Annotated in this window: 24 protein-coding genes and 1 rRNA gene; 4 read left to right on the forward strand and 21 right to left on the reverse strand. The window is 68.2% G+C overall.

The window, feature by feature from the left end; genetic code table 11:
* Nucleotides 1-178 precede the first annotated feature (178 nt).
* The 9 genes from FHW83_RS29385 to FHW83_RS29425 all read right to left on the reverse strand — a co-directional run bounded on the left by FHW83_RS29385 (nt 179) and on the right by FHW83_RS29425 (nt 11,040).
* Nucleotides 179-1,114, reverse strand: a complete 936-nt coding sequence (locus FHW83_RS29385; RefSeq protein WP_176649907.1) for an SMP-30/gluconolactonase/LRE family protein — start codon at nt 1,112-1,114, stop codon at nt 179-181.
* Nucleotides 1,111-2,067, reverse strand: coding sequence for a sensor domain-containing diguanylate cyclase (locus FHW83_RS29390; protein WP_176649908.1), 957 nt, complete (start codon nt 2,065-2,067; stop codon nt 1,111-1,113). The genes FHW83_RS29385 and FHW83_RS29390 overlap by 4 nt, the downstream gene beginning before the upstream one ends.
* A gap of 50 nt (nt 2,068-2,117) precedes the next feature.
* Complete coding sequence (locus FHW83_RS31005; protein WP_176649909.1) at nt 2,118-3,905, reverse strand: DAHL domain-containing protein; 1,788 nt, start codon at nt 3,903-3,905, stop codon at nt 2,118-2,120.
* The gene (locus FHW83_RS29400) at nt 3,902-4,861 is read right to left on the reverse strand and encodes a cytochrome-c peroxidase (RefSeq protein ID WP_176649910.1); all 960 of its coding nucleotides are present in this window, start codon (nt 4,859-4,861) and stop codon (nt 3,902-3,904) included. Before FHW83_RS29400 ends, FHW83_RS31005 begins: the two co-directional genes overlap by 4 nt.
* A complete protein-coding gene (locus FHW83_RS29405; protein WP_176649911.1) occupies nt 4,858-5,661 on the reverse strand; it encodes a sensor histidine kinase in 804 nt (267 codons plus the stop codon). Before FHW83_RS29405 ends, FHW83_RS29400 begins: the two co-directional genes overlap by 4 nt.
* Nucleotides 5,658-7,808, reverse strand: coding sequence for an EAL domain-containing protein (locus tag FHW83_RS29410; protein ID WP_176649912.1), 2,151 nt, complete (start codon nt 7,806-7,808; stop codon nt 5,658-5,660). The genes FHW83_RS29405 and FHW83_RS29410 overlap by 4 nt, the downstream gene beginning before the upstream one ends.
* Before the next feature lie 8 nt (nt 7,809-7,816).
* A complete protein-coding gene (locus tag FHW83_RS29415) occupies nt 7,817-8,197 on the reverse strand; it encodes a response regulator transcription factor (protein WP_176649913.1) in 381 nt (126 codons plus the stop codon).
* A gap of 63 nt (nt 8,198-8,260) precedes the next feature.
* Complete coding sequence (locus tag FHW83_RS29420; RefSeq protein WP_176649914.1) at nt 8,261-8,872, reverse strand: response regulator transcription factor; 612 nt, start codon at nt 8,870-8,872, stop codon at nt 8,261-8,263.
* Entirely contained in the window at nt 8,869-11,040 is a 2,172-nt protein-coding gene (locus FHW83_RS29425) for an ATP-binding protein (protein WP_229224411.1), read from the reverse strand. Before FHW83_RS29425 ends, FHW83_RS29420 begins: the two co-directional genes overlap by 4 nt.
* Before the next feature lie 292 nt (nt 11,041-11,332).
* Here FHW83_RS29425 and FHW83_RS29430 point away from each other — a divergent pair, with 292 nt between their 5' ends.
* Nucleotides 11,333-11,539, forward strand: coding sequence for a hypothetical protein (locus FHW83_RS29430; protein WP_176649916.1), 207 nt, complete (start codon nt 11,333-11,335; stop codon nt 11,537-11,539).
* Nucleotides 11,540-11,548: 9 nt separating this feature from the next.
* Here FHW83_RS29430 and FHW83_RS29435 read toward each other — a convergent pair whose 3' ends face one another.
* Both FHW83_RS29435 and FHW83_RS29440 read right to left on the reverse strand, forming a co-directional pair.
* Nucleotides 11,549-12,172, reverse strand: coding sequence for an Hpt domain-containing protein (locus FHW83_RS29435; protein ID WP_176649917.1), 624 nt, complete (start codon nt 12,170-12,172; stop codon nt 11,549-11,551).
* An 83-nt stretch (nt 12,173-12,255) separates the two neighbouring features.
* Nucleotides 12,256-13,197 carry a CAP domain-containing protein gene (locus FHW83_RS29440; protein WP_176649918.1) on the reverse strand — a complete coding sequence of 314 codons (942 nt, stop codon included), beginning with the start codon at nt 13,195-13,197 and terminating at the stop codon, nt 12,256-12,258.
* A 125-nt stretch (nt 13,198-13,322) separates the two neighbouring features.
* Between FHW83_RS29440 and pssA the strand changes: the two genes are divergently transcribed.
* Complete coding sequence (gene pssA / locus FHW83_RS29445) at nt 13,323-14,081, forward strand: CDP-diacylglycerol--serine O-phosphatidyltransferase (RefSeq protein ID WP_176649930.1); 759 nt, start codon at nt 13,323-13,325, stop codon at nt 14,079-14,081.
* On the opposite strand, the gene FHW83_RS29450 is transcribed toward pssA, so the two are convergent.
* Complete coding sequence (locus FHW83_RS29450) at nt 14,078-14,989, reverse strand: aldo/keto reductase family oxidoreductase (protein ID WP_176649919.1); 912 nt, start codon at nt 14,987-14,989, stop codon at nt 14,078-14,080. The two genes, pssA and FHW83_RS29450, sit on opposite strands and share 4 nt — an antisense overlap.
* 79 nt (nt 14,990-15,068) lie before the next feature.
* On the opposite strand from FHW83_RS29450, the gene FHW83_RS29455 reads away from it, so the two are divergent.
* Nucleotides 15,069-16,373 (forward strand): HDOD domain-containing protein, encoded by a 1,305-nt coding sequence (locus tag FHW83_RS29455; RefSeq protein ID WP_176649920.1) that lies wholly within the window; start codon nt 15,069-15,071, stop codon nt 16,371-16,373.
* A gap of 81 nt (nt 16,374-16,454) precedes the next feature.
* Here FHW83_RS29455 and FHW83_RS29460 read toward each other — a convergent pair whose 3' ends face one another.
* The 9 genes from FHW83_RS29460 to FHW83_RS29500 form a co-directional block, all read right to left on the reverse strand.
* On the reverse strand, nt 16,455-17,600 hold the full coding sequence (locus FHW83_RS29460) for a D-alanyl-D-alanine carboxypeptidase family protein (protein WP_176649921.1): 1,146 nt from the start codon (nt 17,598-17,600) through the stop codon (nt 16,455-16,457).
* Between the two features lie 42 nt (nt 17,601-17,642).
* Nucleotides 17,643-18,311: an alpha/beta hydrolase gene (locus FHW83_RS29465; RefSeq protein ID WP_176649922.1), complete on the reverse strand. Its 669-nt coding sequence runs from the start codon at nt 18,309-18,311 to the stop codon at nt 17,643-17,645.
* A gap of 5 nt (nt 18,312-18,316) precedes the next feature.
* Nucleotides 18,317-18,634 (reverse strand): ferredoxin, encoded by a 318-nt coding sequence (locus tag FHW83_RS29470; protein ID WP_176649923.1) that lies wholly within the window; start codon nt 18,632-18,634, stop codon nt 18,317-18,319.
* A gap of 27 nt (nt 18,635-18,661) precedes the next feature.
* Nucleotides 18,662-19,870 carry a VanZ family protein gene (locus FHW83_RS29475; RefSeq protein WP_176649924.1) on the reverse strand — a complete coding sequence of 403 codons (1,209 nt, stop codon included), beginning with the start codon at nt 19,868-19,870 and terminating at the stop codon, nt 18,662-18,664.
* Nucleotides 19,867-20,490, reverse strand: a complete 624-nt coding sequence (locus FHW83_RS29480; RefSeq protein ID WP_229224412.1) for an ABC-type transport auxiliary lipoprotein family protein — start codon at nt 20,488-20,490, stop codon at nt 19,867-19,869. The genes FHW83_RS29475 and FHW83_RS29480 overlap by 4 nt, the downstream gene beginning before the upstream one ends.
* Nucleotides 20,491-20,500: 10 nt before the next feature.
* A complete protein-coding gene (locus tag FHW83_RS29485; RefSeq protein ID WP_176649925.1) occupies nt 20,501-21,439 on the reverse strand; it encodes an MlaD family protein in 939 nt (312 codons plus the stop codon).
* Complete coding sequence (locus tag FHW83_RS29490; RefSeq protein WP_176649926.1) at nt 21,439-22,281, reverse strand: ABC transporter ATP-binding protein; 843 nt, start codon at nt 22,279-22,281, stop codon at nt 21,439-21,441. The genes FHW83_RS29485 and FHW83_RS29490 overlap by 1 nt, the downstream gene beginning before the upstream one ends.
* Entirely contained in the window at nt 22,278-23,396 is a 1,119-nt protein-coding gene (locus FHW83_RS29495) for an ABC transporter permease (RefSeq protein WP_176649927.1), read from the reverse strand. The genes FHW83_RS29490 and FHW83_RS29495 overlap by 4 nt, the downstream gene beginning before the upstream one ends.
* Before the next feature lie 86 nt (nt 23,397-23,482).
* Nucleotides 23,483-24,961: a B12-binding domain-containing radical SAM protein gene (locus FHW83_RS29500; protein ID WP_176649928.1), complete on the reverse strand. Its 1,479-nt coding sequence runs from the start codon at nt 24,959-24,961 to the stop codon at nt 23,483-23,485.
* A gap of 232 nt (nt 24,962-25,193) precedes the next feature.
* Between FHW83_RS29500 and FHW83_RS29505 the strand changes: the two genes are divergently transcribed.
* Nucleotides 25,194-25,273, forward strand: a 16S ribosomal RNA gene (locus FHW83_RS29505); the annotation flags it as partial.

Here is a 25,273-nt window from a genome sequence, read left to right on the forward strand (position 1 = left end):
CTCTGACATTCGGACACGCGCAGCGGAAGCTTGATGTCGCTCAAGGCGTATCCGTGCTAGTTGTTGCACGCGCTGGGCATTACGCGTGGCAGTTCGAACTGAAAACTGCCGCGAGCGTATTGAGTCACATCAAAGGTTTTGCTTGCGTGTCCGAATGTCAGAGCTGACCCCGAATTAATTAGTACGGCGAGCCGGTGACGTCGAGTTTGAGTTGCCAGACGGCGCCGGCGCCGGTGATGTAGAGGGTCTTGCCATCGGCTCCGCCAAACGCGGCATTCGTGACGTTGGCGTCGACCTTGATCGTGGCGATCTGCTTGCCGGCCGGCGTGAATACGCGCAGCCGCTGGTCGGTGTGCTCGGTGACGTAGATGTTGCCGTGGCAGTCGATCGCCATGCCGTCCGGGATGCCCAGCTTGTCCACCAGGGTCTTGCCCGGACCCGGCACGCCGTTCACGATCGGATACGCGCGCAGCACGCCGTGGTCGCCCACCATGCCGTTCACGTACAGCACGTCACCCTTCGGCGACAGCGATACGCCATTCGGATTCTTCAGCGTGTCATCCACCACCGTCACCTTGCCGTCGGTCGCCACGCGGTACACGCGGGTCTTGTCCTGGCCGCCCGGCGCGGCCTCGCGCTGGAAGTCCGGATCGGTGAAGTACAGCGTGCCGTCGGCCGCCAGCGTCAGGTCGTTGGGCGAGTTGAAGACGTTGCCGTTGAATTTGCTCACCACGTCGCTGCGCTTGCCATCCAGCGTGTAGCGCGACACCGATTTGTATTTGTGCGTGCCGGCGATCAGGTTGCCCTTGCCATCCGTGGCCAGGCCGTTGCTGCCGCTGTCCTCGATCAGGGTGCTGACCTTGCCCTCGGCATCCAGCTTCAAAATCCGCGACGGGAAGCCGGGGCCAAACGTGAAGTCGGAGAAGTACAGCGCGTCCTTGATCCACACCGGCCCCTCGTACAAGCCCGGCTCGGCGCGGGTGCTGTTGGCGGCGGCGATGCGGGTGGCGGTCAGTTCGCCGGACGGCGCGGCGCCGCCGCAGGTGCCGCTGGCGGCCATGGCGTACGGCGCGGCCAGCGCGGCCGCCAGAATCAAGGTACTGCGTAACTTCATGCTGCATTCTCCTGTTGTTGACGATGGACGATGACGCAATCGCGTCCGGCTTTCTTGGCGGCGTACAAACAGCTGTCGGCCGCGGCCAGCATGGCGGCGGCGTCGTTCAGGCGCTCCTTGTCGAAGGTGGCCACGCCGATGCTCATGGTGACGTGCGGCCGCGTGGCCGCCGGAGCGTGGGTGATGCCCAGCGAGGCGATCTTGGCGCGGATGGCTTCGGCGTGCCGCTCCGCCTGCTCGAGGCTGGTGTCCGGCAGCACGGCGGCGAATTCCTCGCCGCCGTAGCGCGCCGCCAGGTCGGCCGGCCGCTGCAGCATGGAGGCGAACGCCTCCGCCACCAGCGTCAGGCAGGCATCGCCCTGCTGGTGGCCGAAGTGGTCGTTGTAGGCCTTGAAGGAGTCGATGTCCATCAGCAGCAGCGACAGCTGGCCTTCGTTGCGCATGGCGCGCCGCAGTTCGCGGTCGAGCGCGACGTCGAAGTGGCGGCGGTTGGCGATGCCGGTCAGGCCGTCCACGTACGATTGCGCGCGCAGCGCCTCGGCCTGGCTGCGCAGCTGGCGCTCGCGGCCGACGATGGCGCTGATGTCGCTCACCTCGATCAGGCAGTAGCGCTCCTTGCCCTCGTTGAACGGCGTCACCGACACCGCCTGCTCCACCCGCTCGCCACCCCAGCTGCCGGCCGGGTAGAGCGGGAACGGCGACGGGTTCAGCGACGGCGACAGGGTCTGCGGCAGCTTGCTTTGCATGGCGCTCAGCACGGCCTGCTCCAGCCGCTGGCCGCGCAGCTCGCCGTACAGGTCGAACAGGTCCTGCCCCAGCACCCGGTGCGCCGACTTGCCGGAGCGGCTGGCCATCCATTGGTTCCACAGCACGATGTGTTGCCGGGCGTCGATGACAATCAGGCCCAGGTTGGCCAGCCCCAGCACTCGGGCGGAAAATTGGTTTTCTTGCATGCGATATCCAGGCACTCGGTTCGTGGTGTCTGGATTATAAGCGCAAGCGCTCAGGCCGCCATCGTCCTCTGGCTGATCGGCAGCGTGACGCGGAAGGTGCTGCCCTGGCCCGGCGCGCTTTGCACTTCGATCCGGCCGCGGTGGTGGGCGACGATGCCGTAGGCCAGCGACAGCCCCAGGCCCGTGCCCTTGCCGATGCCGCGCGTGCTGAAGAAGGGGTCGAAGATGCGCGGCAGCACCTCGGGCGCGATGCCATGGCCGTTGTCGCTGATCTCGACCCACACTTCGGCGCCGGCGCCGCCGGTGCGCACGGTGATGCGGCCGCGCTGCGGGCCGAGCGCCTGCGCCGCGTTCATCAGCATGCTCATGAAGACCTGGTTGAGCTGCGACGGCAGGCATTCGATTTCCAGCACCGGCGCGAAGTCGGTGACGATGTCGGCCACCTGGCGCAGGTCGCTGGAGATCAGGTTGAGCGTTGATTGCAGGCCGCCGCGCAGGTCGGCCCATACCCAGTTCTGCTCGCTTTCGACGTGCGAGAAATCCTTCAGGTCCTGCACGATCTTGCCGACCCGGTCCATGCCGCCGCGCGACTCGGCCACCAGCGCCGGCAGGTCGGCCTTCAGGTAGGCCAGGTCGATGCGCGCGCGCGTGCCGCTGAGCCGCGCCGAGATTTCGGCCGAGGCGATGCAGGACTCGGCCGCCTCGTATACGCTGAGCATTTCAAACAGGCTGTCCAGGTGCTCCTCCAGCATGCCGAAGTTGGACGCCAGGAAGGCCAGCGGGTTGTTGATCTCGTGGGCGATGCCGGCCGCCAGCTGGCCGATCGAGGCCAGTTTCTCGGTCTGCACCAGGCGGCATTCGAGCTGCTTGCGCTCGGCCATCTCCCGCTGCAGGCGGCCGTTGGCCTGCAGCAGCTCGGCGGTGCGCGCCTCGACCCGCTGCTCCAGGTGGGCGTTGGCCAGGTGCAGCTGGTGGTTGACGCGCTTGATGGTGGCGTGGTTGCGCATCAGCCGCAGCGCCGCCAGCGCCAGCGACGCCAGCAGCAGCAGCGCCAGCAGCGACAGCGCCAGCCGGTAGGTTTGCAGCTGCTGCACGGCGCGCTGCTGCCGCTCCCCCAGCGCGGCGCTGATGTCGTCGATGCGCGCGGCCGTCGGCGCCTCGGCGATGCTGGCCAGCAGCTGGTCGGTGATGGCCCGCTCGCGCAGCACGGTGCGCACGTGGGCGGTGAACAGTTCGCTGCGCTCGCGCCCGGTCTCGTCGAGCCCGCCGCCTGCCTTGGCCAGCGCGGCCAGTCCGCCCTCCACCTGCAGCGCCTGGGCGGCGCTGGGCGCCTGCGCGTAGATCAGGGTGTCCAGCAGGACCTGGTTGCCGATGGCGGCGGCCTGGCCGGCCGCGTGGCCGTCCAGCGTGTTCAGGTCTTCCTGCGCGGTGCGCAGGAAGGCGCGCGAGTTTTGCAGCACGGCGTTGTGCGACTTGAACGCCTCCATCAGCGCCGCCTTGTCGTTGTGCGCGCGCTGGTAGGCGGCGATGCTGGCGCCCAGCGCGCCGCCGTCCCCCGCCGGCTGGTCCTCGGTCATGGCCGCCAGGCGCTGCGGCAGGCGCTCCATCTCGGGCAGCGGCGCCACCAGCGGGTCGTAGTTGTGGTTGAGGCCGACGCGCGATTTCATCGCGTCCAGTTCCCAGCGCGCGTCGAGCTGCTTGATCTGCCGCAGCAGCGCGACGTTTTCGAAGTAGCTGACCGGGTCGTGCCGCGGGCTGCGGAAATACATCAGCGCCAGCGCGCCGGCCAGCAGGCCCAGGACGATCCAGCCCCAGCGCTTGCGCAGGCGGGTTCTCATGGCTGCCCCGCGGGTGTGCCGTTGAGGGTGTGCAGGAACTTGACGATGGCCGCCTTGTCCTCCTTCGAGCCGGTGCGGCCCAGCTGGAACTTGAACATCACGTCCACCGCCTCCTCCAGCGTGGCGGCGGAGGCGTCGTGGAAGTACGGCGCGGTGCGCGCCACGTTGCGCAGGCCGGGCACCTTGAACACGTGCAGGTCGTCCGCCTTGCCGGTGACCTGGTAGCGCCCCATGTCGGCCGCGCCGGCGCCGCCGCGGCGGGCGAAGTAGTCGCCCATCACGCCGAACTTCTGGAACATGTTGCCGCCCACGTTGACCCCCTGGTGGCAGGCCACGCAGCCGTACTGCTTGAACTTGGCGTAGCCGTTCTTCTCGGCCTCGGTGATGGCGTTGTGGTTGCCGCGCAGGTATTGGTCGAAGCGCGAGTTGGGCGTGATCAGCGTGCGTTCGTAGCTGGCGATGGCGTTGCGCACGTTGGCGGCGGTCAGGCCGTCGCGGTAGGCGCTGGCGAAGTCGCGCCGGTAGGCGCCGTCGGCCTGCAGCTTGGCCATCACCGCGCCCCAGTCCGAGCCCATCTCCAGCGGGTTGCGCACCACCAGGTCGATCTGCGCCTCCAGCGTGTCGGCGCGGCCGTCCCAGAACTGGCGGAAGTTGAGCGCGGCGTTGAGCACGGTGGGGGTGTTGAGCAGCGTGGGCTTGCCGTTCAGGCCGGCCGAGCGGGGCCGCGCGTCGGCCCCGCCGCGCGCGAGGTCGTGGCAGCTGGCGCACGACACGCGGTTGTTGGCCGACAGGCGGGCGTCGTTGAACAGCCGCCGGCCCAGCGCCACGGCGGCCGGCGGCTGTTGCAGCGACAGCGGCACCGGCTTGATCGGTTCGTCCGGCAGCGGGGCGGCGCCGCATTGCGGCGGCAGCGACAGCGCGGCCAGCAGGCCCGCCGTGGGCAGGCCGGGCTTCATGCCGCCTCCCGTGCGGCGCGCCGCAGCGGCAGCAGCACGCGGAACGTGCTGCCCTGGCCGGGCGCGCTGTCGACCTCGATGCGCCCGCCGTGCTGGCGCACGATGTCGCGCGACAGCGCCAGCCCCAGCCCGCAGCCGACCCCGGCCGGCTTGGTGGTGAAGAAGGGGTCGAAGATGTGCGGCAGGTGCGCGGCGGCGATGCCGGCGCCGGTGTCGCTGACGGCGAACCACGCCATGTCGTCCCGCACGCCGGTGCGCAGCGTGATGGTGCCGCTCGCGCCGTCGATGGCCTGGGCGGCGTTGATCAGCAGGTTCAGCAGCACCTGGTTGAGCTGGGCCGGCACGCACGGCACCGGCGGCAGCTGGCCGTAGTCGCGCACCAGCCGGGCGTTGCGCCGCAGCTCGTGCGCCGCCAGGTTGAGCGTGGCCTCCAGGCCCTGGTGCAGGTCGGCCCATTCCCAGCCGTCCTGCCCGGCCGGCCGGGCGTAGTCCTTGAGGCCGCCGGCGATGCGCAGCAGCTGGCGCACCCCGGCCTGCGTGTCGTCCAGCAGCTGCGCCAGCTCGCCCCGGGTGGCCGCCTGCGCCGCCGTGGCCGGCGGCAGCTCGGCCAGGTAGTCCCGCAGCAGCGCGGTGTTGGCGCTCAGGCACGACAGCGGGCCGTTGAGCTCGTGCGCCACCCCGGCCACCAGCTGGCCGAGCGCGGCCAGCCGGCCGGCCTGGCGCAGCTGGGCCTGGGTGGCGGCCAGTTCCTCGCGCAGCTGCCGCAATTGCTGCTCGGCCGAGGGCGGAAGCGGCTTCATGGCAGCGCCTCCCGCGCGCCCTGGACCGGCCGGCCGAGGCCGTGCAACTGCCAGTAGTGGCGGAAGGCGGCGCGGATGTTCTCGCGCAGCGTCTGGTTGTCCCAGGGCTTGGTGTAGAAGCGGTACAGGGCGCCGCGGTTGATCGAGTCCATGATGGTCTTGAGGTCGGTGTAGCCGGACAGGATGATGCGGAAGGTGTCCGGGTACAGGTCCTTGATGCGGTCCAGCAGCTCGGTGCCGCTCATCTCCTCCATGCGCTGGTCGCACAGGATCAGCTGCACCTGGTGTTCCGCCAGCAGCTGGAACGCCTGGGCGGCGCCGTTGGCGGCCAGCACGCGGTAGCCGTCGGCGCGCAGCACCCGCTGCAGCGCGCTCAGCACCTGCGGCTCGTCGTCGATCAGCAGCAGGGTGCGCTCGGGGACGGCGCCGTCGGCCGGCGCCGGCAGGCGCGCGCCGTCCTGCAGCAGGCGCGTCATCTGCGCCGCCGGCAGCGGCCGGCTGAAGTAGTAGCCCTGGATCTGGTCGCAGCGGCGCCGCGCCAGGTAGGCCAGCTGGGCCGGCGTCTCCACCCCCTCGGCCACCGCCTCCAGGTTGAGGCTGTGCGCCATGGCGATGATGGCGTCCACCACGGCGGCGTCGTCCGGGTTGCTGGTCACCTCGCGGATGAAGGCGATGTCGATCTTCAGCACGTCGGCCGGGAAGCGCTTCAGGTAGGCCAGGCTGGAGTAGCCGGTGCCGAAGTCGTCGATGGCGATGCGCACGCCCAGCGCGCGCAGCCGCGCCAGCGTGTCGGCGGTGCGGCCGAGGTCGTCCATGAGGGCGCTCTCGGTCACCTCCAGGCTCAGCAGGCCGGGCGCGATCGCGTGGCGGCGCAGCGCCTCGGTCACGGTCTGCTCCAGGGTGTCGCTGGCGAACTGGCGGCTGGCGACGTTGACCGCCACCGGCAGCCGGTGGCCGGCGCGCGCCCAGGCCGCGATCTGGGCGCAGGCGGCGTCGATCGCCCAGGCCCCGACCGGCACGATCAGGCCGCTCTCCTCGAGGCGCGGGATGAACTCGGCCGGCGGCACCAGGCCGTGGCCCGGGCGGTTCCAGCGCAGCAGCGCCTCGGCGCCGACCATGTCGCCGCTGCTGAGCTGGGCCTTGGGCTGGTAGTGCAGCTCGAACTGGCCCAGCTCGCACGCCTGGCGCAGCGCGTGCTCGAGCTGGTAGCGGCGCTGGGCCTCGGTCTGCATGTCGCCGGTGTAGCAGCGGCAGGTGTCGGCGCCGTCCTGCTTGGCCAGGTGCAGCGCCATGTCGGCGTAGCGCATCAGCGTGGCGGCCTCGTCGGCGTCGCCCGGGCACAGGGCGACGCCGACGCAGGCCGTCAGCGTGGCCTCGCCGGCCGGCAGCGCGAACGGCAGGCGCAGCGCGCCGCGCAGGCGCTCCACCACGTCCGGGGTCTGGTGGGCGCCGTCCAGCGCCGGCAGCAGCAGCGCGAACTCGTCGTTGCCCAGCCGGCTCAGGCTGGCGCGCGGCGGCGCCAGCTGGGCCAGCCGCAGCGCGAACTGGCCCAGCACCAGGTCGCCGGCCTGGTGGCCGAACGTGTCGTTGAGCGCGGTGAAGCCGTCGAGGTCGATCAGCAGCAGCGCGCTCGACTGCGGCCAGGCCGCGCTCAGCCGGGCCGGCAGGGCGTCGCGGAACTGGGCCCGGTTGGCCAGCCCCGTCAGGCGGTCGCAGCCGGCCATGCGCAGGCCGTAGTCGCGCGTGCCGGTGTACAGCAGGCGCACCTCCAGCATGTTGCGGATGCGCGTGAGCAGCTCGCCGTAGTCGCACGGCTTGCACACGAAGTCGCGCGCGCCGGCCTGCAGCGCGCGCAGCTTGTAGCCCGGCTCGGCCGAGATCACCAGCACCGGCAGATAGTGGTCGTCGTCGAGCTGGCGCAGGCTGTCGAGCACGTCGAAGCCATCCATGTCCGGCATGTTCATGTCCAGCACGATCAGGTCGTACTGGTGCTGGCGGTGCAGCGCGGCCACGCCGGCGGCGTCGGTGGTGCCGCTGACCTCGGCGTAGCCCGCGTTGCGCAGCAACTGTTCCAGGATGGTAATGTTGACCTGCAGGTCGTCGACGATCAGGATGCGGGCGCTGTGGATGTGGGCGATGGGGATCATGGCGGTCCTTACGGGGCGAGGGTGGGGCAGGCGGCGGCGATCGCGTCCAGCAGCGCCCGCTCGTCGACGGGTTTCAGCAGACAGGCCAGCGGCGGCCGGCGCGACGCGCCCGCCTGCTGGGCCGGGGTCGGGTGGCCGCTCATCAGGATCACGCCGGTGGCCGGGGCCAGCGCGGCCAGCCGCGCCTGCAGGTCGAGGCCGGACATGGCGGGCATGTGCAGGTCCAGCAGCGCGCAGCACGGCCGGCTGGCCGGCAGCACCGCCAGCAGCTCGGCGCCGCTGGCGAAGGCGCGGGCCGGGACCCCGGCCGCGCGCATCAGCCGCAGCAGCGCCCGCCGTATCGCCGCCTCGTCGTCGACGATGGCCACCCATGTGTGTGATGTATCCATGCGTCAAGATTAGTCCGGGCGCGCGCGGCCCGCTATTGGACCTTGGGCCAACCTGTGGCGCGCTCAGCGCCGGCCGCGGTCGACCAGGCGCACCAGCGCGCTCACCGAGCGCACCTGCAGTTTCTGCATCACGCGCGCGCGGTGCACCTTGACGGTCTTCTCGACCGTGCCGAGGGCGGCGGCGATCTGCTTGTTGAGCAGGCCCTCGACCACCAGCTCCATCACCTCGCGCTCGCGCGGCGTCAGGCTGGCCAGGCGGGCGGCGACGCCGTCGCGCTCGGCCAGCTCGGCGCGCGCCGCGCGGTTGCGCGCCAGCGCCACCTCGATCGCGGCCAGCAGCCGCCCGTCGTCGACCGGCTTGGTGAGGAAGTCGGAGGCGCCCAGCTTCATGGCGCTGATCCCGCTGTCGAGGTCGCCGTGGCCGGTGAGGAAGATGATGGGCGGGGCGGCGGCCTGGCGCGCCAGCGCCTGCTGCAGGGCGCTGCCGTCCATGTCCGGCATCGACAGGTCCAGCACCAGGCAGCCGGCGTCGCCGGCGTGGCCGGCGGCCAGGAACTCGCGCGCCGAGGCGTAGGCGCGCACCGTGTAGCCGGCCGCGCCGAGCAGGCGCGCCAGCGCCTTCAGCACGGCCGGCTGGTCGTCCACCAGGAACACCTGGCCGGCCGCCGCGCTCATGCGGGCGCCGCCGCCGCGCGGGGCAGGCACAGGTGGAAGCAGGCGCCGCCGCCGGCCTGGTTCTCGGCCCACAGCAGGCCCTCGTGGGCGGTCAGGATGTTGCGGCAGATCGACAGGCCCAGCCCCATGCCGCGCTGCTTGGTGGTGTAGAACGGGTCGAAGATGCGCGCCAGCGTCTCGTCGGGGATGCCGCCGCCGCGGTCGGCCACGCTGAGCCGCACCGTGTCGGCGCCGGCCGCCTGCGCGCGCAGCGTGATCCGGCGCTCGCCCGGCGGCGTGGCGGCCATGGCGTCGCAGGCGTTCATCAGCAGGTTGATCAGCACCTGCTGCAGCTGCACGGGGTCGCCGCGCACCGGCAGCGCGGCCTCGCCCAGGCTGGCCTCGACCGTGACGGCGTGGTTGATCAGGTCGTTGCGCAGCAGGCGCAGCACGTCGCCCACCAGCGGCCGCAGGTCGAGCGCCTGGCGCGGCACCTCGTGCTTGCTGAACAGGCGGCGCAGGCGCTGGATGATGTCGCCGGCGCGCTGGTCCTCGGCGATGATGTCGTCGACGATCTCGCCCAGCTCGTCGAGCGGCGGCGCCGGCCGCGCCAGGTAGCGGCGCGCCGCCTGGGCGTTGCTGAGGATGGCCGTGAGCGGCTGGTTGAGCTCGTGCGCCAGCGCGCCCGACAGCTCGCCCAGCATGGCCACCCGCGCCAGGTGGGTGACCTCCTTCTGGTGCTGCTGCACCTCGAGCTCGGCCAGCTTGCGCTTGGTGATGTTGAGCGAGACGCCGCGCACCAGCGCCGGCCCGCCGTCCGGCGCGCGCTCGACGCTGCCGTGCGAGCCGATCCAGCGCAGCTCGCCGTCGGGCAGCACGATGCGGTACTCCATCTCGTAGCGCGGCGCGCCGCGCATGGCCTTGTCCAGCGTGCGGCGGACCGCGCCGCGGTCGTCCGGATGCACGCGCGCCAGCAGGTCGGCCAGCGTCACCCGCTGGGCGTCGGCGAAGCCGAACAGGCGGCGCCACTGCTCGGAGATCCAGATCTCCTGGCGCCGCAGGTCGCGGATCCAGATGCCCAGCTGGGCGGCCTCGGCCGCCAGCGCCAGGCGCTGCTCGCTCTCGCGGGTGAGCGCGCGGGCGCGCCGCATGTCGCTGGCGGCCTGGTGCAGGGCCGCGCCCAGTTCGTCGGCCTCCCTGAAGTGCAGCGGCGGCATCGGCAGGCCGCCGGCCTCGCCCACCGCCCGCGCCGCCGGGATCAGCGCGTGGATCGAGCTGGCGATGCGCCCGCCGATCAGCCACGCCAGCCCCAGCCCGATGGCCAGCGCGGCCACCGTGGCCGCCACCAGCCAGGCCAGCGTGGCGCGCAGGCCGGCGGTCAGCTCCTGGCGCGGGATGCCCAGCAGCGCGCTCCAGCCGGTGCGCGGCGAGCGGCTCGAGATCACGAACACGTCGATGCCGTCGAAGGTGGTGGTCTCGAAGCTGGCGTCGGCCGGTCCCTCCAGCTGGCGCCGCTGTTCCGCGGTGAGGCGCCGCCCGGCGTATTTCTCCACCTCGTGCGAGCGGGTGGCGATCTGGCCCTGGGTGTCGATCACGCTGGCGCGCCAGCTGGCCGGCAGCTGCTGTTCGCTGATCAGGCGCTGCAGGTGGCGCGGCGTGATGGCGGCGTTGAGCGTCATCGCCACGGCGCCGTCGCGCTTGACCGGCACGGCGACGCTGAACACCGGCTGCCGGGTGATGGGGCCGGTGAACACGTCCGACACGCCGGGCGCGCCGCTGGCCAGGATGCGCGCCAGCAGCGGCGCCTTGGGCAGCCTGGGCAGCGGCGCGCCCCAGGGGCGGCGGGTCGACAGCAGCATCGTGCCGTCCGTGTCCAGCAGCACGATGCTGTCGGCGTGCAGCTTGTCGACCATGTCGGCGGCGCGCGGGTAGAAGTTGCCGAGGTCGTTTTCGCGCAACGCGCGCGAGGTGGCCAGCGCCTGCAGCGCCAGCTGGACGCCGTCGAAATCGCGGTCGACCGCGGTGATGATGTTGCGCGCCTGCTGGACCGAGCTGGCGATCAGCTGGGCGCGCTCCTTGGCGTAGAAATTGACGATCAGGGCCGCCGCCACGCTGGCCACTGGCAGGATGCTAGCGATGACCAGGGCCGCAATGCTGGCGCGTACACTCGGGGCTTGCTTCTGTGACAAGAAGGCGCGCTCATTCATGGATACGGGACCGTGGATGCCTGTCCCGATTGTATTGAAACTTTGCGCGCGGGACAACGCCGCCGTGGCGGCAAGTTACGCTATCGGCGCCGTGGTTTTCATTGAAAAATATTTCCTGGCCTTTTGCCTCAGCGGGTGTCGCATTTATCCTGCTATTATTGTTTGACGCAAATGGACGTGCCGTTTCAGGCAAGCGTTGAGAATTCTCATACCCGCAACAATTCCGCTGAAGTAGCCTTGCATGACCTGAGCTTGGCCTGGAAAGGAGAGGATCGTGGAACCGATACAAGAGAGTGTCCCGGAGGACGGGCCCGGCATGCCGCCCCCCGCCGCCGCGTCCGCGCCGCCGGTGCGCACGCGCCAGATGTTGCCGCCCAAGGGATCCTGCTGGTACTGCGAAAAGCCGCTCGACAATGTGCGCCGCTTCTGCGACAAGGAATGCGCCGACGCCTTCGACGAAGAGAAGGAATACACCCGCTAGCCGCCAGGCCTATTGCGCCATGCCTGCCCGCAAGGTCGCCAGCGCCGCTTCAAAGTCGAACTGGTGCGCCGCCTCCGTCACTTCCTGAAACACCTCCACCCCCAGGCTCGCCGCCAGCACCGTGGCCGACTGCTCCAGCACGTCGATGGCCGCACCATCCCCCTCGTCCAGCAAGCGCGACAAGTGCAGCAGCAACATGCGCGTTTCCGGCACTTGCGGGGCGGCGGTTGCGGCCGGCTGGGCGTGCGCCGCCAGCAGGTGGCGCGGATCGCCGTCCAGCACCTCGTCGATCACGGCCAGCAGGGCGCGCAGGGCCTGCTCCAGCTGCGCCAGCGGCGCCGACCAGCCGCTGGCCGGACCGGCGCACAGCGGTTCCAGCTGCGCCGCCAGCAGGTACACCTGCTGGGCGCCTATCATGCCGGCCGCGCCCTTGAGGGTGTGGACGATGCGTTGCCCGTGGCCCGGCTCGCCGCCGGTCAGCGCCTTGCGCGCCTCGCAGCCGCTGTCCGGGTAGCGCTGGCGGAAGCGGCGCAGGATTTGCAGGTAGAGCTCGCGATCACCCATCAGCTGCTGCAGGCCGGTTTCCACTTGCAGGATCTGGCCCGCGCTGGCGGGCGTGCTGGTTGAGGTCATCGTGTCGATGGGCTGGTGGTGTTATCGCTAAGATAGCAGACCCGGCCGTTCCCGATAGTTAAATTCCTGCAACATCGGCGGCTTTATTTGGTGGTGAACGACCAGTTGCGGCTGACCGCCACCCCGCCCACCGTGCCGCTGAAGCTGACGTCGTACACGGTGGCGCCCTTGAGCGGCGCCAGCGGCACGATGGCGGCCGCGCTGGTGGTCTTCTCGCTGGTGCCGGCCGCCGCGCTCAGCAGGCGCGTGCTCAGCGCGGCGCCGCCGCGCGGCGTGACGGTGAAGCTTTGCACGGTCACCAGATTGCCGTAGTCGGCGTGCACGCTGATCGGGTAGCCCACCTCGTTCTGGCCCGGCACCGGGTCGGGCGATTCGCTGTCGCTGAAGAAGTTGACCGGCACCCCGGTCTGGTTGCTGACGGGATAGACGATGAACTTGCCCGCGCCCAGCCCGCTCAAGCCGTTCACCGCCGCGAAGTCGGCCGTGAAGTAGGTATAACTGCCGGGAATGGTGGCCGCGCCGGTGCCGATTTCCTTGAACACCGGCTCGAAGATCACAAAACGGTGGTAGATGGCGGTGATCAGTTCCTCGGCCTGGTAGAAGCCGGTGCCGCTGGTGGTGGCGGAGATCACCTCGCCGGCCGAGTACGAGCCGCTCAGGGTGTAGCCGGCCGCCGTCAGGCGGTTGACCAGCGTGACGCCGGTGAAGCCGCCCAGGCCCGGGGTCTGCTCGTGGGTGATGGTGCGGTTGATGCGCTGGTAGTCCGAGTGGCCCTGCGCCGCCGTGTCGATGCGGCTGTTGCGCGACAGCGTGGGCAGCCCGGCCTGGGCGCGCCGGTAATTGAACCAGTTGTAGCCGTCGGTCGCGGTGTTGCCGGTGAGCGTGGGCGCGCCCGGCTCCTGCGTCAAGGGCGGGGTGGTGGTGCCGGGGCCGGTGACGGCGGAGGTGTCGCCGCCACCGCCGCCACAGCCGGCCAGCAATGCCGAACCCAGCAGCGCCGCCGCGGATAATCGCCAGTTTTGCATGATGAACTCCTGTGCCATGGTAGCGATTCTATGCTGGATTTGGGATTTCGCCGCACCCGTTACAATGTTAAGCTTGCCGTTTCTTTAGGATCGCACACGTTTTGAAGCCACTACGCCATCCGCGCATGCAGCGCGCCAAGTTTGCCCTGCCCAGCATGGTCACCCTGATGTCGATCGCCTGCGGTTTCGGCAGCATCGTCATTTCGGTCGACAATGCCATGGTCGGCGCCGCCCAGGACTACCGCCTGGCCGCCGTGCTGCTGGTGCTGGCCGGCGTGTTCGACGCGCTGGACGGCATGGTGGCGCGCGCCACCAACACCCAGTCGGACTTCGGCATGCAGCTCGACTCGATCGCGGACGTGATGAATTTCGGCTGCGCGCCGGGCCTGCTGCTGTATTGCTGGGGCTTCCAGCAGCTGGGCCTCGACCATCCGACCCTGCTGCGGCTGGGCGGCATGGCCAGCTTCTTCTTCGTGGCCTGCGGCGCGCTGCGGCTGGCGCGCTTCAACGTGAACGTGGGGCGCACCGATCCGCGTTATTTCGTCGGCATGCCGATCACGGCCGGCGCGGCCTGCGTGGCCTCGGTGGTGGTGGCGTGGCCGGAACCGGCCGCGTCGGCCCTGCAGGGCAGCCTGATCGTGCTGCTGCTGTTCGTGGTGGGCACGCTGATGGTGTCCACCGTGCGCTTCCCCAGCTCCAAGCAAAAGAAAAGCTGGACCGCGCTGGTGGTGCTGCTGATTAACCTCGGCCTGCTGGCCTGGCTGCAGGCTTTGTATTTCGTGCTGTTTTTTGCCTTCTACATCACTTTCACGCTGGCGCTGAACGCCGCCTGGAGGACCGGCTGGACGGGCATCGCCCCGCCGGTCGTGTACCAGGACGATTAAGCCACCTCGTGGCCGCGCGCCGCGCGCAGGATCTCGAACCATTGCGTGCGGCTCAGGCTGAACTGGGTGGCTTGCACCGCCTCGCGCACCGCCTCGATGCGGCCCGAGCCGGTCAGCGGCACCGGGCGGCTCGGCAGCTGCATGATCCACGCGAACACCACGCTGCCGAACGGGCGTTGCAGCTCGTCGGCCACCTTCTGGATCGCCGCGCGCACACGCACGCCGGCCGCGTCGTCGCTGCTGAACAGGCGGCCGCCGCCCAGTGGCGACCAGATCATCGGCGCCACGCCCAGGTCTTGCAGTCCGTCGAAGGTCTCGTCGAACATCGGCGCCACGCACAGCGGTGAGAATTCCACCTGGTTGGTGGCCAGCGCGATGCGGCGGTTCAGGCTTTCGAACTGATGGCGGCTGAAGTTCGACACGCCAAAGTGCTTGACCTTGCCGTCCTGGCGCAGGCGCGCGAAGGCGCCGGCGATCTCGTCGAAGTTCATCAGCGGATCGGGGCGGTGGATCAGCAGCAGGTCCAGGTGGTCGGTGCCCAGTTGGCGCAGCGAGTTCTCGGCCGAGGCGATGATGTGGCTGGCGCTGGTGTCATAGTGCTGGATGGTGTGCTCCGGGCGCGCCGCGTTCACCAGCTTGATGCCGCATTTGCTGACGATCTGCATCTGGTCGCGCAGCGAAGGCTGCAGCGCCAGCGCCTCGCCGAATGTGGCTTCCACGCCATAGCCGCCGTAGATGTCGGCGTGGTCGAAACTGGTCACGCCCATGGCCAGCGCCTGTTCGATCCACTCCACGCGCCGCGCCGGCGTCAGCCCCCATTCGTTCATGCGCCACATGCCGGCCACGATGCGCGACAGCGTCAGGCCGCCTTGGTAGGTCACGAGGGAAGGGCAGGTCAGGTCGGTCATGAACGTATTTTCCTAGGGTAAATGGGAGGCAGGAATTATAGTATGATCAGGACGTACGCCAGACCGAACGGAGGTAGCAGTGGGATTTTTATCGTTTCTGAAATCGAAACCGGAACCTGCGGCCTCGCCCGCCAACGCGGCGCCGGCCGCCGCGCAGCCGGAAGCCGCGCCCGCTCCCTCGGCCGAGGCCGGCGCCATCGTCTGCCGCGCCGAAATCGTCGATGAGCGTCACAGCCTGAGCGGCTACCGCTTCAGTACCCCCGAGCCGGAGGCGGCCATGCTGGCCTCGCTGGTGGCCGCCGGCGTGCCGGAATTCGCCCGGCAGCGCGTCGCGCTGGTGCCGCTCGGGCTGGATGCCCTGGCCGCCGACCTTCATCTGCCGCTGGTGGCGCCGCACACGGTGTTCCTGTTCGACCGCAAGGCGGCCGAACTGCCGGTGGACGAATTCGCCGCCCGCCTGACGGCGCTGCGCGCCTCGGGCAGCAAGGTCGCGCTGCGCGGCGTCACGCTGGCCGAGGAGGAGGCCTCGCTGCTGGGCGTGTGCGACATGGTGGTGCTGCACCTGAACGAACACGCGCTGGCCGACTTCCAGACCCTGTCCAAGCAGCTGCGGCTGCGCTATCCGGACCTGAGGCTGGTGGTCGACGGCGTCGAGTCCTGGGACGAGCGCCGCATGTGCGCCTCCTGGGGCGCGAATTACTTCATGGGGCATTTCCTGACCACCGTCGACCAGGCCGACCCGGACGCCAAGATCGATCAAAGCCGCATGACCTCGATCGAGCTGCTCAACCTGCTGCGCACCGACGCCGAGCTGCCGGCCATGATCGAGGTCGCCAAGCGCGATCCCGGCATGACCTATCAGGTGCTGCAATGGGCCAACGCGCCGGGCAGCGGCCAGACCACCAAGGTCACCAGCCTGCAGCAAGCCTTCATGGTGCTGGGGCGCAATCAGCTGTATCGCGGCCTGACGGTGTCCATGTTCCGGCTTGGCGGCGGCGCCACCAAGGACCGCGACGAATCGCTGCTGGAAATCGCGCTGACGCGCGCGCGCTTCCTGGAGACCTGCAGCAAGCTGCCGCAGGCCAAGCGCGACGAGTTGTTCCTGGTGGGCTTGCTGTCGCTGTTCGATGTGCTGCTGGGCGTGCCGATGGCCAACCTGGTGGGCAAGATGCAGCTGTCGGACGATATCCGCGACGTGCTGCTGGGACAGGAGGGCGTCTACGGCCCGTATCTGATGATGGTGCTGCTGCTGGAGCGTAACAAGGTCGAGCGCGCGCTGGATATTGCCGCCACGCTGGAGGTGGATGTCGACGGCCTGCCGCAAGTGGGACAGGCCGCCTTCGAGTGGGCGCAGGAATCGATACAGCAAACCAGCGCCGACTAGCGTCATGCCGGCGCAGGCCGGCATTCAGGGGGCGCTGGTTTTGACGCTCGGCATGGATTCCCGCCTACGCGGGAATGACGCCTACTTCAGCCAGAGGCGGATCGAATCCCAGGCGCGGCCGAAGATCGAGGCTTGCTCCACCGTCTCCAGCGCCACCACCGGCAGTTCCAGCATCGGCTTGCCGTCGACCACCATCTTCAGGGTGCCGACGCGGCTGTTTTCAGCCAACGGCGCCACCAGCGGATCCTTGCGCTCCAGCGCCGGCTTCATCTTGGCGGCCACGCCCTTCGGCACCGTCACCATCACATCCTGCGCGAAGCCGATCTTGACCGCGTTCTTCGAACCCTTCCAGATCTCCGGCGTGGCGATCGGCTGGCCCTTGGAGTACAGCTTGACCGTGTCGAAGTTCTGGAAGCCCCAGTTCAGCAGCTTCTGGCTCTCCTGGGTGCGCACCTGGTCGGACGAGGTGCCCAGCACCACCGAGATCAGGCGGCGCTCGCCGCTGCCGTTGGGCCGCTTGGCCGAGGCGATCATGCAGTAGCCGGCCGCCTCGGTGTGGCCGGTCTTCATGCCGTCCACGGTCGGGTCCAGCCACAGCAGGCGGTTGCGGTTCTGCTGGGTGATCTTGTTGTAGGTGAAGCTCTTCACCGAGTCGATCTTGTAGAACTCCGGGAAGTCCTTGATCACGTGCTGGGCCAGCACCGACAGGTCCTGCGCGGTCGAATAGTTTTCCGGCGACGGCAGGCCGTGCGGATTGGCGAAGTGGGTCGAGGTCAGGCCCAGGCGCTGGGCTTCCTTGTTCATCAGGGCCACGAAGGCGGCCTCGTCGCCGGCGACGGCCTCGGCCAGCGCCACGGCGGCGTCGTTACCCGATTGCACCATCAGGCCGTATAGCAGGTCGTTGATGCTGACCGGGGTGGCCGGGTCGATGAACATCTTGGAGCTGGAGGAATCCACCTTCCACGCCTTGGTCGAAACGTTGACCATCTGGTTCAGCGCGATTTTCTTGTCGCGCAGCGCGCCGAAGGTGACGTAGGCGGTCATGATCTTGGTCAGCGAGGCCGGCTCGATGCGGGCGTTCGGATCCTGCGAGGCGATGATCTGGCCGCTGGTGGCGTCCAGCAGCAGCCAGGATTTGGCGGCGATGGTCGGGGCCGGCAGCGTCTGCGCCACGGCCGAGGTCATCAACATCACACTGGTGGCCAGTGCCGCGATAATTTTCTTCATGTGATCTGGTGTAAAAGTTAAAAGCGTAAGGATTATAGGGCTTTAGTCGGCGCTTGCGGTGTCCGTTTCAGCCTCGTCTAAGCCGCCGCGGCCCCACAGCTGCATCACCCAGCTCTTGATGTGGCCGAGCTTGCGGTGGAAGAAGTGGTCGGCGCCGGGGATGACGATCACCGGGATTTCCTGCGGGCGCAGCCAGTCCAGCACGTCGGTCAGCGGGATGGTGTCGTCGAGTTCGCCGTGGATCAGGATGGTGTCGGCCGGGATGTCGGCCATTTCCCATTTCTTGGCGGCGGCGCCCACCAGCACCAGGCGCTCGGCCGGCGTGCCGGCGGCGGCCAGGCGTTGCGCCAGGTGGGTCTGCACATAGGTGCCGAAGGAGAAGCCCGACAGCGCGACCGGCAGGCCGGGGAATTTTTCGGTCATCCAGGCGTGCACGATGGCCATGTCGTCGGTCTCGCCCTTGCCGTGGTCGTGCACGCCCTCGGACTGGCCGACGCCGCGAAAGTTGATGCGCGCCACCACGTAGCCGAGGCTGACGAAGGTGCGCATCAGGGTCACGGCCACCTTGTTGTCCATGGTGCCGCCGTACAGCGGGTGCGGGTGCGCCACCAGGGCGATGCCGCGCGGCGCGGCGTCGTTCTGCGGATAATCGATGACGCCTTCCATTTGGCCGGCGCCGCCGGCCAGGGTGAATTTTTCGCTCTTGTTCATATGCCTCAGATTTTCAGACGTTCCACAACCTTGCCGTTGACCAGGTGGCTGTCGATGATCTCATCGATGTCGCTGGTGTCGACGTAGGTGTACCAGGTGCCTTCCGGGTAGACCACCATTACCGGGCCCTCGTCGCAACGGTCCAGGCAGCCGGCCTGGTTGATGCGGACCTTGCCGGCGCCATTCAGGTTGAGTTCCTTGCAGCGCTTCTTGGCGTGTTTCTGCGCGGTTTCCGCGCCGTGGTCGCCGCAGCTGTTGCGGCCGTCGTCACGCTTGTTCATGCAGAAGAAGACGTGGTGTTTGAAGTAGGGGGTATCGCTCATGGCCGTGCCTCTTTGAAGTCGTAGCCGCTATGATACCTTGGCGGCGTTCAGCTTGTGGGACGGCAGCCACAGGAACCAGACCGCGAAGAACGGCCACAGCAGCGACAGGAACTGGGCCGCGCCGTTGAAGTTCAGGAACTTTCCCTGCACCCATGTTTGCAAAGTGGCCACGAAATACGGGTTGGCCGGGGTGGTGTTGATGATGACCAGTCCCAGCAGCAGGGTGGTGATGGCCAGCCGCCGCTGCGCCACGTGCGGCGCGTAGGCCAGGCCGGCCAGCATGATGGCGCCGATCAGGAAGCCGCCCTCGGCGCCCGGGGTGACCCACACGAAGGCGTTCTCGGGCGAGAACAGCAGCGCCGACGCCAGGGCCTTCACCACGACCGACGCGGCGATCATGGCCGCCAGCAACGGCCCGCGCGGCGAGGGCTTGCGCAGCAGGCAAAGCAGGGTCAGGCCGGCGCCCACCATGCCGCAGGCGGTGATGATGGTTTCGGACAGCCAGTATTGCTCGACCGTGAGGTCGACGTCCGGGCGCACGAAGCTGGCCAGGTCGATTTCCATGTCCAGCAGCTGCGACAGCCAGTCGGACAGGATGGGCAGCAATTGGCCTAAACCGTATAAAAAGTTTTGCGGGTAGATCTGCGCCAGCGGCCACAGGGCCAGCAGCACCAGGCCCTGGCTGGCGTGCGGCGCGAACCAGGCCTGGCGCAGGCGCTGCAGCTGGCTCTGGTCGAGCAGGCGGCGCACGGTCAGCACGCCGATCAGGCCGCCGATGGCGCAGCCGGCGGCGTTGGTGTAGAAGTCGAGGTTGGACGAGACGCGGCTGGGCAGGTAGGTCTGCACCGCCTCCATGGTGCCGGACACCAGCAGGCCGCAGGCGCTGGCGATCAGCAGCGCCCAGATGCCCTTGACGCGCGGGTACAGCGCGTAGGCGATCAGCGTGCCGAACGGGATGTAGCCGATCACGTTGATGATGGCGTCGAACTTGGTCCAGTAGCGCGGCATGCTGGTCGTCTCCAGGAAGATCAGCGGCGACAGGCCCTGGTTGTGCCAGCCGGAGAACGGGAACCAGCTGGCGTAGACGATCAGCAGCAGATAGGCCAGCAGCGCCGCCCGCGTGATGGGCGAGGTCTTGCTGACCGGCGCCAGCGGCGGGCGCGCGGCCTTCGCCGGCGCGGCGGGCTGCCCGGCGGCGGGCGCCGGTTCGGGCTGCGGGGTGGTGTTTTCCGTCATTTGGACGGCGGCAGCGCCGCCAGCCAGGCGATCAGCTCGGCCGCGACGGCATCCGTGGCCTCGGCCAGCGCGCGCGCGCCGCCAGCCGCGTCGGCGCTGCCGGCCGGCGCGCTGCGGGTGAACGTCTTCTGGTCCAGCAGCCGGTGATCGCGAAACACCGAGGCGCGCAGGCTCAGCACACCCTGGCTGCTGGTGGCGGCGTCGAAATTCTGCGCGAAGTCCACCAGCTCCATGCGCAGCACGGTGGCGCTGGCGGCGGCGTCGGTGGTCGACAGCACCTTGGCGCCGGCCAGGCCGATGTGCGCCTTCATGCGCTGCGTGACCAGTTGCGCCGGCGTGCTGACCCACTGGTTGTAGGCGTAAGGACGCGACTGCCGCGCATCGGCGTACAGCAGGCGGTAATGCATGCGCTCCGTGTCCAGCGCCGCCGGCCCGGTCACGTCGGCCACGATGATGGCGCCGATGCCGGCGCCGGCGGTGGCGGTGGCGTTGGCGCTGGCCGCCGGCAGCGGGCCGAAGTCGTATTGCGCGGTCGGCTGGCCCTTGCTGGCGCAGGCGCCCAGCGCGGCGGCCATGGCCGCTGCCAGCAGCGCGCTACGGATGGTGGTGGTCATCGTCATCTCGTTATCCTTATTTGGCTGGCGCTGTGAAGCCCTCTTCACCGGGGCCGGGCGGGGTGCCGGGCGCGCCGAAGATCAGGCTTTGCGGACGGTCGTTAATCTTGTTCATGGTCTTGCGCAGCGCGCGCATCGAGGCGCGCGTGTCGTCGGACAGCGAATTCACCTGCGGCAGCGTGTCCAGTTCCAGTCCGCCGGCCACCGCGTCCACCGAGCCGCCGATGCGCTCCACCGTGGTGGTGATGCGGTCGATAGGACCGTCCTTGGCCTGCAGGTTGGTGGTCAGCTTGTTGACGTCGGTGGCCAGCGCGGTCACCGAGTGCAGCGTCTTTTGCGTCTGGTCGGCCAGCGCCGGCAGCTTGTCGATGGTCGGCTGCAGCTTGTCCGGCAGCTCGCGGTACTTCTGCGCCGTCGCGCTGACATCGGCGAAGGCGCCGAGGATCACCTTCTGGTTGTCGGGGCTGAGCAGCGTATTCAGGCGGCGCGTCACTTCCTCGGTCTGCGACAGGATCTCCTTGCCGCGCTTCTCGATCTGGTCGAACAGGCCGGAACGCAGCGGAATGCGGGCCGGCTTGTCGGCGCTGGAATGCAGCAGGGGCGAGCCGGTCTTGTCGTCGTCCAGCGCGATGAAGGCGATGCCGGTCACGCCCTGGTAGCCCAGCGAGGCGAAGGTGGTGGTGGTGATCGGCGCGTCCGAATCGATGTTCAGCGCCACCAGGATCTGGCCCGCCACCTTGGGATCGAAATCGATGCCGCCCACGCGGCCCACTTCCAGCCCGCGGTAACGGATCGGCGCCTGCGGATTCAGGCCGGGAATCGGCTGCGTGGTGGCGATCACGTAAGGCACGCGTTCCACGCGGTCGCGGTTGAACCAAAGGCCGTACAGGATCGCCGCTATCAACAGCGTGATCGTGAAAAAGCCGGTAGTGAGGGCATGGGATCGGTTTTCCATCAGGACTCCGTTGATGTTTTTTCTTCCAGCGCTTCCAGCGCGCGGCGGCCACGGTCGCCAAGGAAGAACTCCTTGATGAACGGATGGTCGACTTTCAGCAGATCGCTCAGCGGGCCAAGCGCGATCACGTGTTTCTCCGCCAGCACGGCGATGCGGGTGGAGAGGGCGAACAGCGTATCCAGGTCGTGCGTCACCATCACCACCGTCAGCCCCAGCTCGCGGTGCAGCGATTTGATCAGCGCCACAAAGGCTTCCGACAAATCGGGATCGAGGCCGGCGGTCGGCTCGTCGAGGAACAGCAGCTTGGGTTCCAGCGCCAGGGCGCGCGCCAGCGCCACGCGCTTGACCATGCCGCCCGACAGGTCGGATGGCATCTTGTTGGCGTGTTCGGGACCGAGGCCCACCATGTTCATCTTCAGCAGCACGGCGTCGTGCACCAGTTCCTCCGGCAGCACGTGCAGCTCGCGCATCGGCTGGGCGATGTTCTCGAACACCGTCAGCGCCGAATACAGCGCGCCCTGCTGGAACAGCATGCCCCAGTGGTTGCGCAGCTGCTGCAGCTGGTCGGCATCGATCTCGCTGATGTCCTCGCCGAACACGCGCACGCAGCCGCGCGCCGGGCGCTCAAGCCCCAGCATCTGGCGCACCAGCGTGGTCTTGCCGGTGCCCGAGCCGCCGACGATGGACATGATCTCGCCCTGTTCGATTTCAAGGTTCAGATCCTGGTGCACCACCGTGCGGCCGTACTTGGTCCACAGGCCGGTGATTTCGACCACCGGCACGCTGCCATCGAGCGTCAGCTCGCCGGTGCCGGGGCCGCAGGTGCTTTCATGGTCGCTCATCCCGAGAACCCCACGCCGCTGAAGATAATCGCAAACACCGCGTCGGCCAGGATCACGGCGGTAATCGCGGTGACCACGGAGGTGGTGGTGCCGCGTCCCAGGCTTTCGGTATTCGGCTTGATGCGCAGGCCGAAGTGGCAGGACACCAGCGCGATCAGCATGCCGAACACCACGCCCTTGCCGATGCCGATCAGGTAATTCGCCAGCGGCACGGCTTCAGGTAGTTTCAGCAGGAAGTACTGCGGCGACAGGTTCAGTTCCATCTTGGCCGAGACCATGCCGCCCAGCAGCGCGATGGTGTCGGTCCAGATCACCAGCAGCGGCATGGCGACCGCCAGTGCCAGCACCTTGGGCAGGATCAGGCGGAAGCCGTGCGAGATGCCCATCACCAGCATGGCGTCCAGCTCCTCGGTCACGCGCATCACGCCCAGTTGCGCGGTGATCGAGGAACCGGAGCGGCCGGCCACCAGGATCGCCGCCAGCAGCGGCCCCAGTTCGCGGATGATGGCCATGCCGAGCAGGTTGACCAGGAAGATGTCGCCGCCGAAGTTACGCAGCTGCTGCGCCGATAAATACGAGAACACGATGCCGATCAGGAAGCCGACCAACGCCGTGATGCCCAGCGCCTGGAAGCCGGCGTGGTAGATGTTGGCGGAGATTTCCTTCCACGGCCCGCGCAGCGGATGGCGCAGGAAGCGCCAGCTGTCCAGCACCACTTGCCCGATCAGGCGCAGCAGGCCGGCCATGTGCTCGAAGAACAGCAGCATGGCGAAGCCCAGCTTCATCACCAGCGTCAGGCGGTTCTGGCGCGCGCGCGGCAGTTCCAGCGTGCCGGTGGTTTCCAGCCGTTTGAAGAATTCCTCCAGCCCCGGCGCCAGCCGCAGGTTGGCGGGGCGGGTCTTGCCCCAGGCGTTCCAGAACAGCTGCGCGCCGATGTGGTCCATGCTGTCGACCGCCGACAGGTCCCATGTCAGCTGGTCGCCCTTGAGCGCTTTGAGGAAGGTGGTGATGGTGGCCATGGCCTTGCCCTGCGCCAGAGCGTGCACTTGCCAGGTGCCGGTCGCGGCGACGGCGCCGGCATTGAGGGTCAGGGTAGGCTCTTGGGCAGTAGGCATAACCTCAAGTTTAAGGGAGTTTGGCCCTGGCCGCTACCAGAGCCTACGTCCGGGGTGCGCTGCCTCGCTCTTAAGGAGGATGCCGCTCACGCGGCCAGGCGGCGGGCCTGGCGCTTGGGCGCCGGCGTGGCTTCGGCCGCCGGCTTGGGTTTGGCGCCGCCGTAGTCGCTGGCCAGCAGGGCTTCGGCTTCCGCCTGGTCCATGCCCTGGGTCTGCAGATAGCGCGCCACCATCGCCACCAGCCGCTCGAGCGCGATGCGGTGGGTGGCGTCGGTGTTCGCGTACAGCCAGTCGGAGAAGGCCATGAAGCGCTGGAACGGCGCATCGCCCAGCAGCACCGGCAGGGTGTGGGCGAAGCGGCCCGAATTGGCCACCAGGTCCCAGTAGCGCGCAAAGCGCACCAGCCGCTGCATGGTGCTGAAGTCGATGTCCTTGTTGGCCAGGATGGTGTACGGCGCGTACGGGTCGTACACCATGCCGTATTCCTGCGTGTGGCGGATGATCGGCGTGCCGCGCAGGCGCTTTAGGATGCCGAACTGGATCTCGTGCGGCTCCAGCGCCCACAGCTTGTTGAAGCCTTCGGCAAAGCTCTCCACCGTCTCGCCGGGCAGGCCGGCGATCAGGTCCACGTGCATGTGCGCGTGCGATTGTTTGGTCAGCCAGCGGATGTTGTCGGCGGCCTTCTGGTTGTCCTGCTTGCGGCTGACCAGCGTCTGCACCTCCGGATTGAAGCTCTGGATGCCGATCTCGAACTGCAGCGCGCCCGGCGGGAATTTGGCGATGCCTTCTTTCAGCGCATCCGGCAGGTGGTCCGGCACCAGCTCGAAGTGGGCGTAGACCGGGTCGTCCGGGTTGGCTTCCAGCTTATCGAGGAAGAACTGCATGATCTTCAGGCTGGTCTTGATGTTCAGGTTGAAGGTGCGGTCGACGAACTTGAACAGGCGCGCGCCGCGCTGGTACAGCGATTCCATCTCGGCCAGGAAGCTGTCCAGCGCGAACGGCCACGCTGTCTTGTCCAGGGCAGACAGGCAGAACTCGCACTTGAACGGGCAGCCGCGCGAGGCTTCCACGTACAGGGTGCGGTTCTTGATGTCGTCGTCCGTGTACAGGGAATAGGGCAGCTTGATCTCGGCCATGGGCGGCTGCACGCCGGCATGCACCTTCATCAACGGCTTGGGGCCGTTCAGGATCTCGCCGCACAGTTTGGGGAAGGTGACGTCGCCCCAGCCGGTGATCACATAGTCGGCCAGCTTGACGATGTCCTGCTCGTTGGTCTCGTGCGAGACTTCCGGGCCGCCGAGCACCACGGTGACGTGCGGCGCCACCCGCTTGAGCATGGCCACCACCTTGGTGGTCTCCTCGACGTTCCATATATAGATGCCGAAACCGACGATCCGCGGCGAATAGGACAGGATGCGTTCAACGATCTCGGTCGCCTTGGCGCCGATGACAAATTCCTGCAGGCGGGTTTGCTCCTGCAGCTCGCCCATATTCGCCAATAGATAGCGCAGGCCCAGCGAAGCGTGGGTATATCGGGCGTTGAGGGTGGTAAGTAAGATAGACATGCGACTATTTTACTTGAGGGGTTGACGAGTGGCACGGCATCCCCCATAATCTCGTTCCTCTGCTGCTGAACACAACGCTTCGCAGCGATATAGAGATACGGATCTTTAAAAAATTACAGTCGATAAATGTGGGCGTTTGATGCTGCAACAAAAAGCATTAAATGCTCAACAAGAAATACTGTCAGTATTTTGAGTGAGCGAACCTGGTCAGAAATGGCCACAAACAGAGATTAAACTAAAGAGTTTGATCCTGGCTCAGATTGAACGCTGGCGGCATGCCTTACACATGCAAGTCGAACGGCAGCACGGAGC

The organism is Duganella sp. SG902 (genome assembly GCF_013376005.1).
Taxonomy (GTDB): domain Bacteria; phylum Pseudomonadota; class Gammaproteobacteria; order Burkholderiales; family Burkholderiaceae_D; genus Rugamonas.

Excerpts from the sequence above, each read along its gene's own strand:
- FHW83_RS29385 (WP_176649907.1), bottom strand. The coding sequence starts at position 1,114 with ATGAAGTTACGCAGTACCTTGATTCTGGCGGCCGCGCTGGCCGCGCCG.
- FHW83_RS29390 (WP_176649908.1), bottom strand. The coding sequence starts at position 2,067 with ATGCAAGAAAACCAATTTTCCGCCCGAGTGCTGGGGCTGGCCAACCTG.
- FHW83_RS31005 (WP_176649909.1), bottom strand. The coding sequence starts at position 3,905 with ATGAGAACCCGCCTGCGCAAGCGCTGGGGCTGGATCGTCCTGGGCCTG.
- FHW83_RS29400 (WP_176649910.1), bottom strand. The coding sequence starts at position 4,861 with ATGAAGCCCGGCCTGCCCACGGCGGGCCTGCTGGCCGCGCTGTCGCTG.
- FHW83_RS29405 (WP_176649911.1), bottom strand. The coding sequence starts at position 5,661 with ATGAAGCCGCTTCCGCCCTCGGCCGAGCAGCAATTGCGGCAGCTGCGC.
- FHW83_RS29410 (WP_176649912.1), bottom strand. The coding sequence starts at position 7,808 with ATGATCCCCATCGCCCACATCCACAGCGCCCGCATCCTGATCGTCGAC.
- FHW83_RS29415 (WP_176649913.1), bottom strand. The coding sequence starts at position 8,197 with ATGGATACATCACACACATGGGTGGCCATCGTCGACGACGAGGCGGCG.
- FHW83_RS29420 (WP_176649914.1), bottom strand. The coding sequence starts at position 8,872 with ATGAGCGCGGCGGCCGGCCAGGTGTTCCTGGTGGACGACCAGCCGGCC.
- FHW83_RS29435 (WP_176649917.1), bottom strand. The coding sequence starts at position 12,172 with ATGACCTCAACCAGCACGCCCGCCAGCGCGGGCCAGATCCTGCAAGTG.
- FHW83_RS29440 (WP_176649918.1), bottom strand. The coding sequence starts at position 13,197 with ATGCAAAACTGGCGATTATCCGCGGCGGCGCTGCTGGGTTCGGCATTG.
- pssA (WP_176649930.1), top strand. The coding sequence starts at position 13,323 with ATGCAGCGCGCCAAGTTTGCCCTGCCCAGCATGGTCACCCTGATGTCG.
- FHW83_RS29450 (WP_176649919.1), bottom strand. The coding sequence starts at position 14,989 with ATGACCGACCTGACCTGCCCTTCCCTCGTGACCTACCAAGGCGGCCTG.
- FHW83_RS29460 (WP_176649921.1), bottom strand. The coding sequence starts at position 17,600 with ATGAAGAAAATTATCGCGGCACTGGCCACCAGTGTGATGTTGATGACC.
- FHW83_RS29465 (WP_176649922.1), bottom strand. The coding sequence starts at position 18,311 with ATGAACAAGAGCGAAAAATTCACCCTGGCCGGCGGCGCCGGCCAAATG.
- FHW83_RS29470 (WP_176649923.1), bottom strand. The coding sequence starts at position 18,634 with ATGAGCGATACCCCCTACTTCAAACACCACGTCTTCTTCTGCATGAAC.
- FHW83_RS29475 (WP_176649924.1), bottom strand. The coding sequence starts at position 19,870 with ATGACGGAAAACACCACCCCGCAGCCCGAACCGGCGCCCGCCGCCGGG.
- FHW83_RS29480 (WP_229224412.1), bottom strand. The coding sequence starts at position 20,490 with ATGACGATGACCACCACCATCCGTAGCGCGCTGCTGGCAGCGGCCATG.
- FHW83_RS29485 (WP_176649925.1), bottom strand. The coding sequence starts at position 21,439 with ATGGAAAACCGATCCCATGCCCTCACTACCGGCTTTTTCACGATCACG.
- FHW83_RS29490 (WP_176649926.1), bottom strand. The coding sequence starts at position 22,281 with ATGAGCGACCATGAAAGCACCTGCGGCCCCGGCACCGGCGAGCTGACG.
- FHW83_RS29495 (WP_176649927.1), bottom strand. The coding sequence starts at position 23,396 with ATGCCTACTGCCCAAGAGCCTACCCTGACCCTCAATGCCGGCGCCGTC.
- FHW83_RS29500 (WP_176649928.1), bottom strand. The coding sequence starts at position 24,961 with ATGTCTATCTTACTTACCACCCTCAACGCCCGATATACCCACGCTTCG.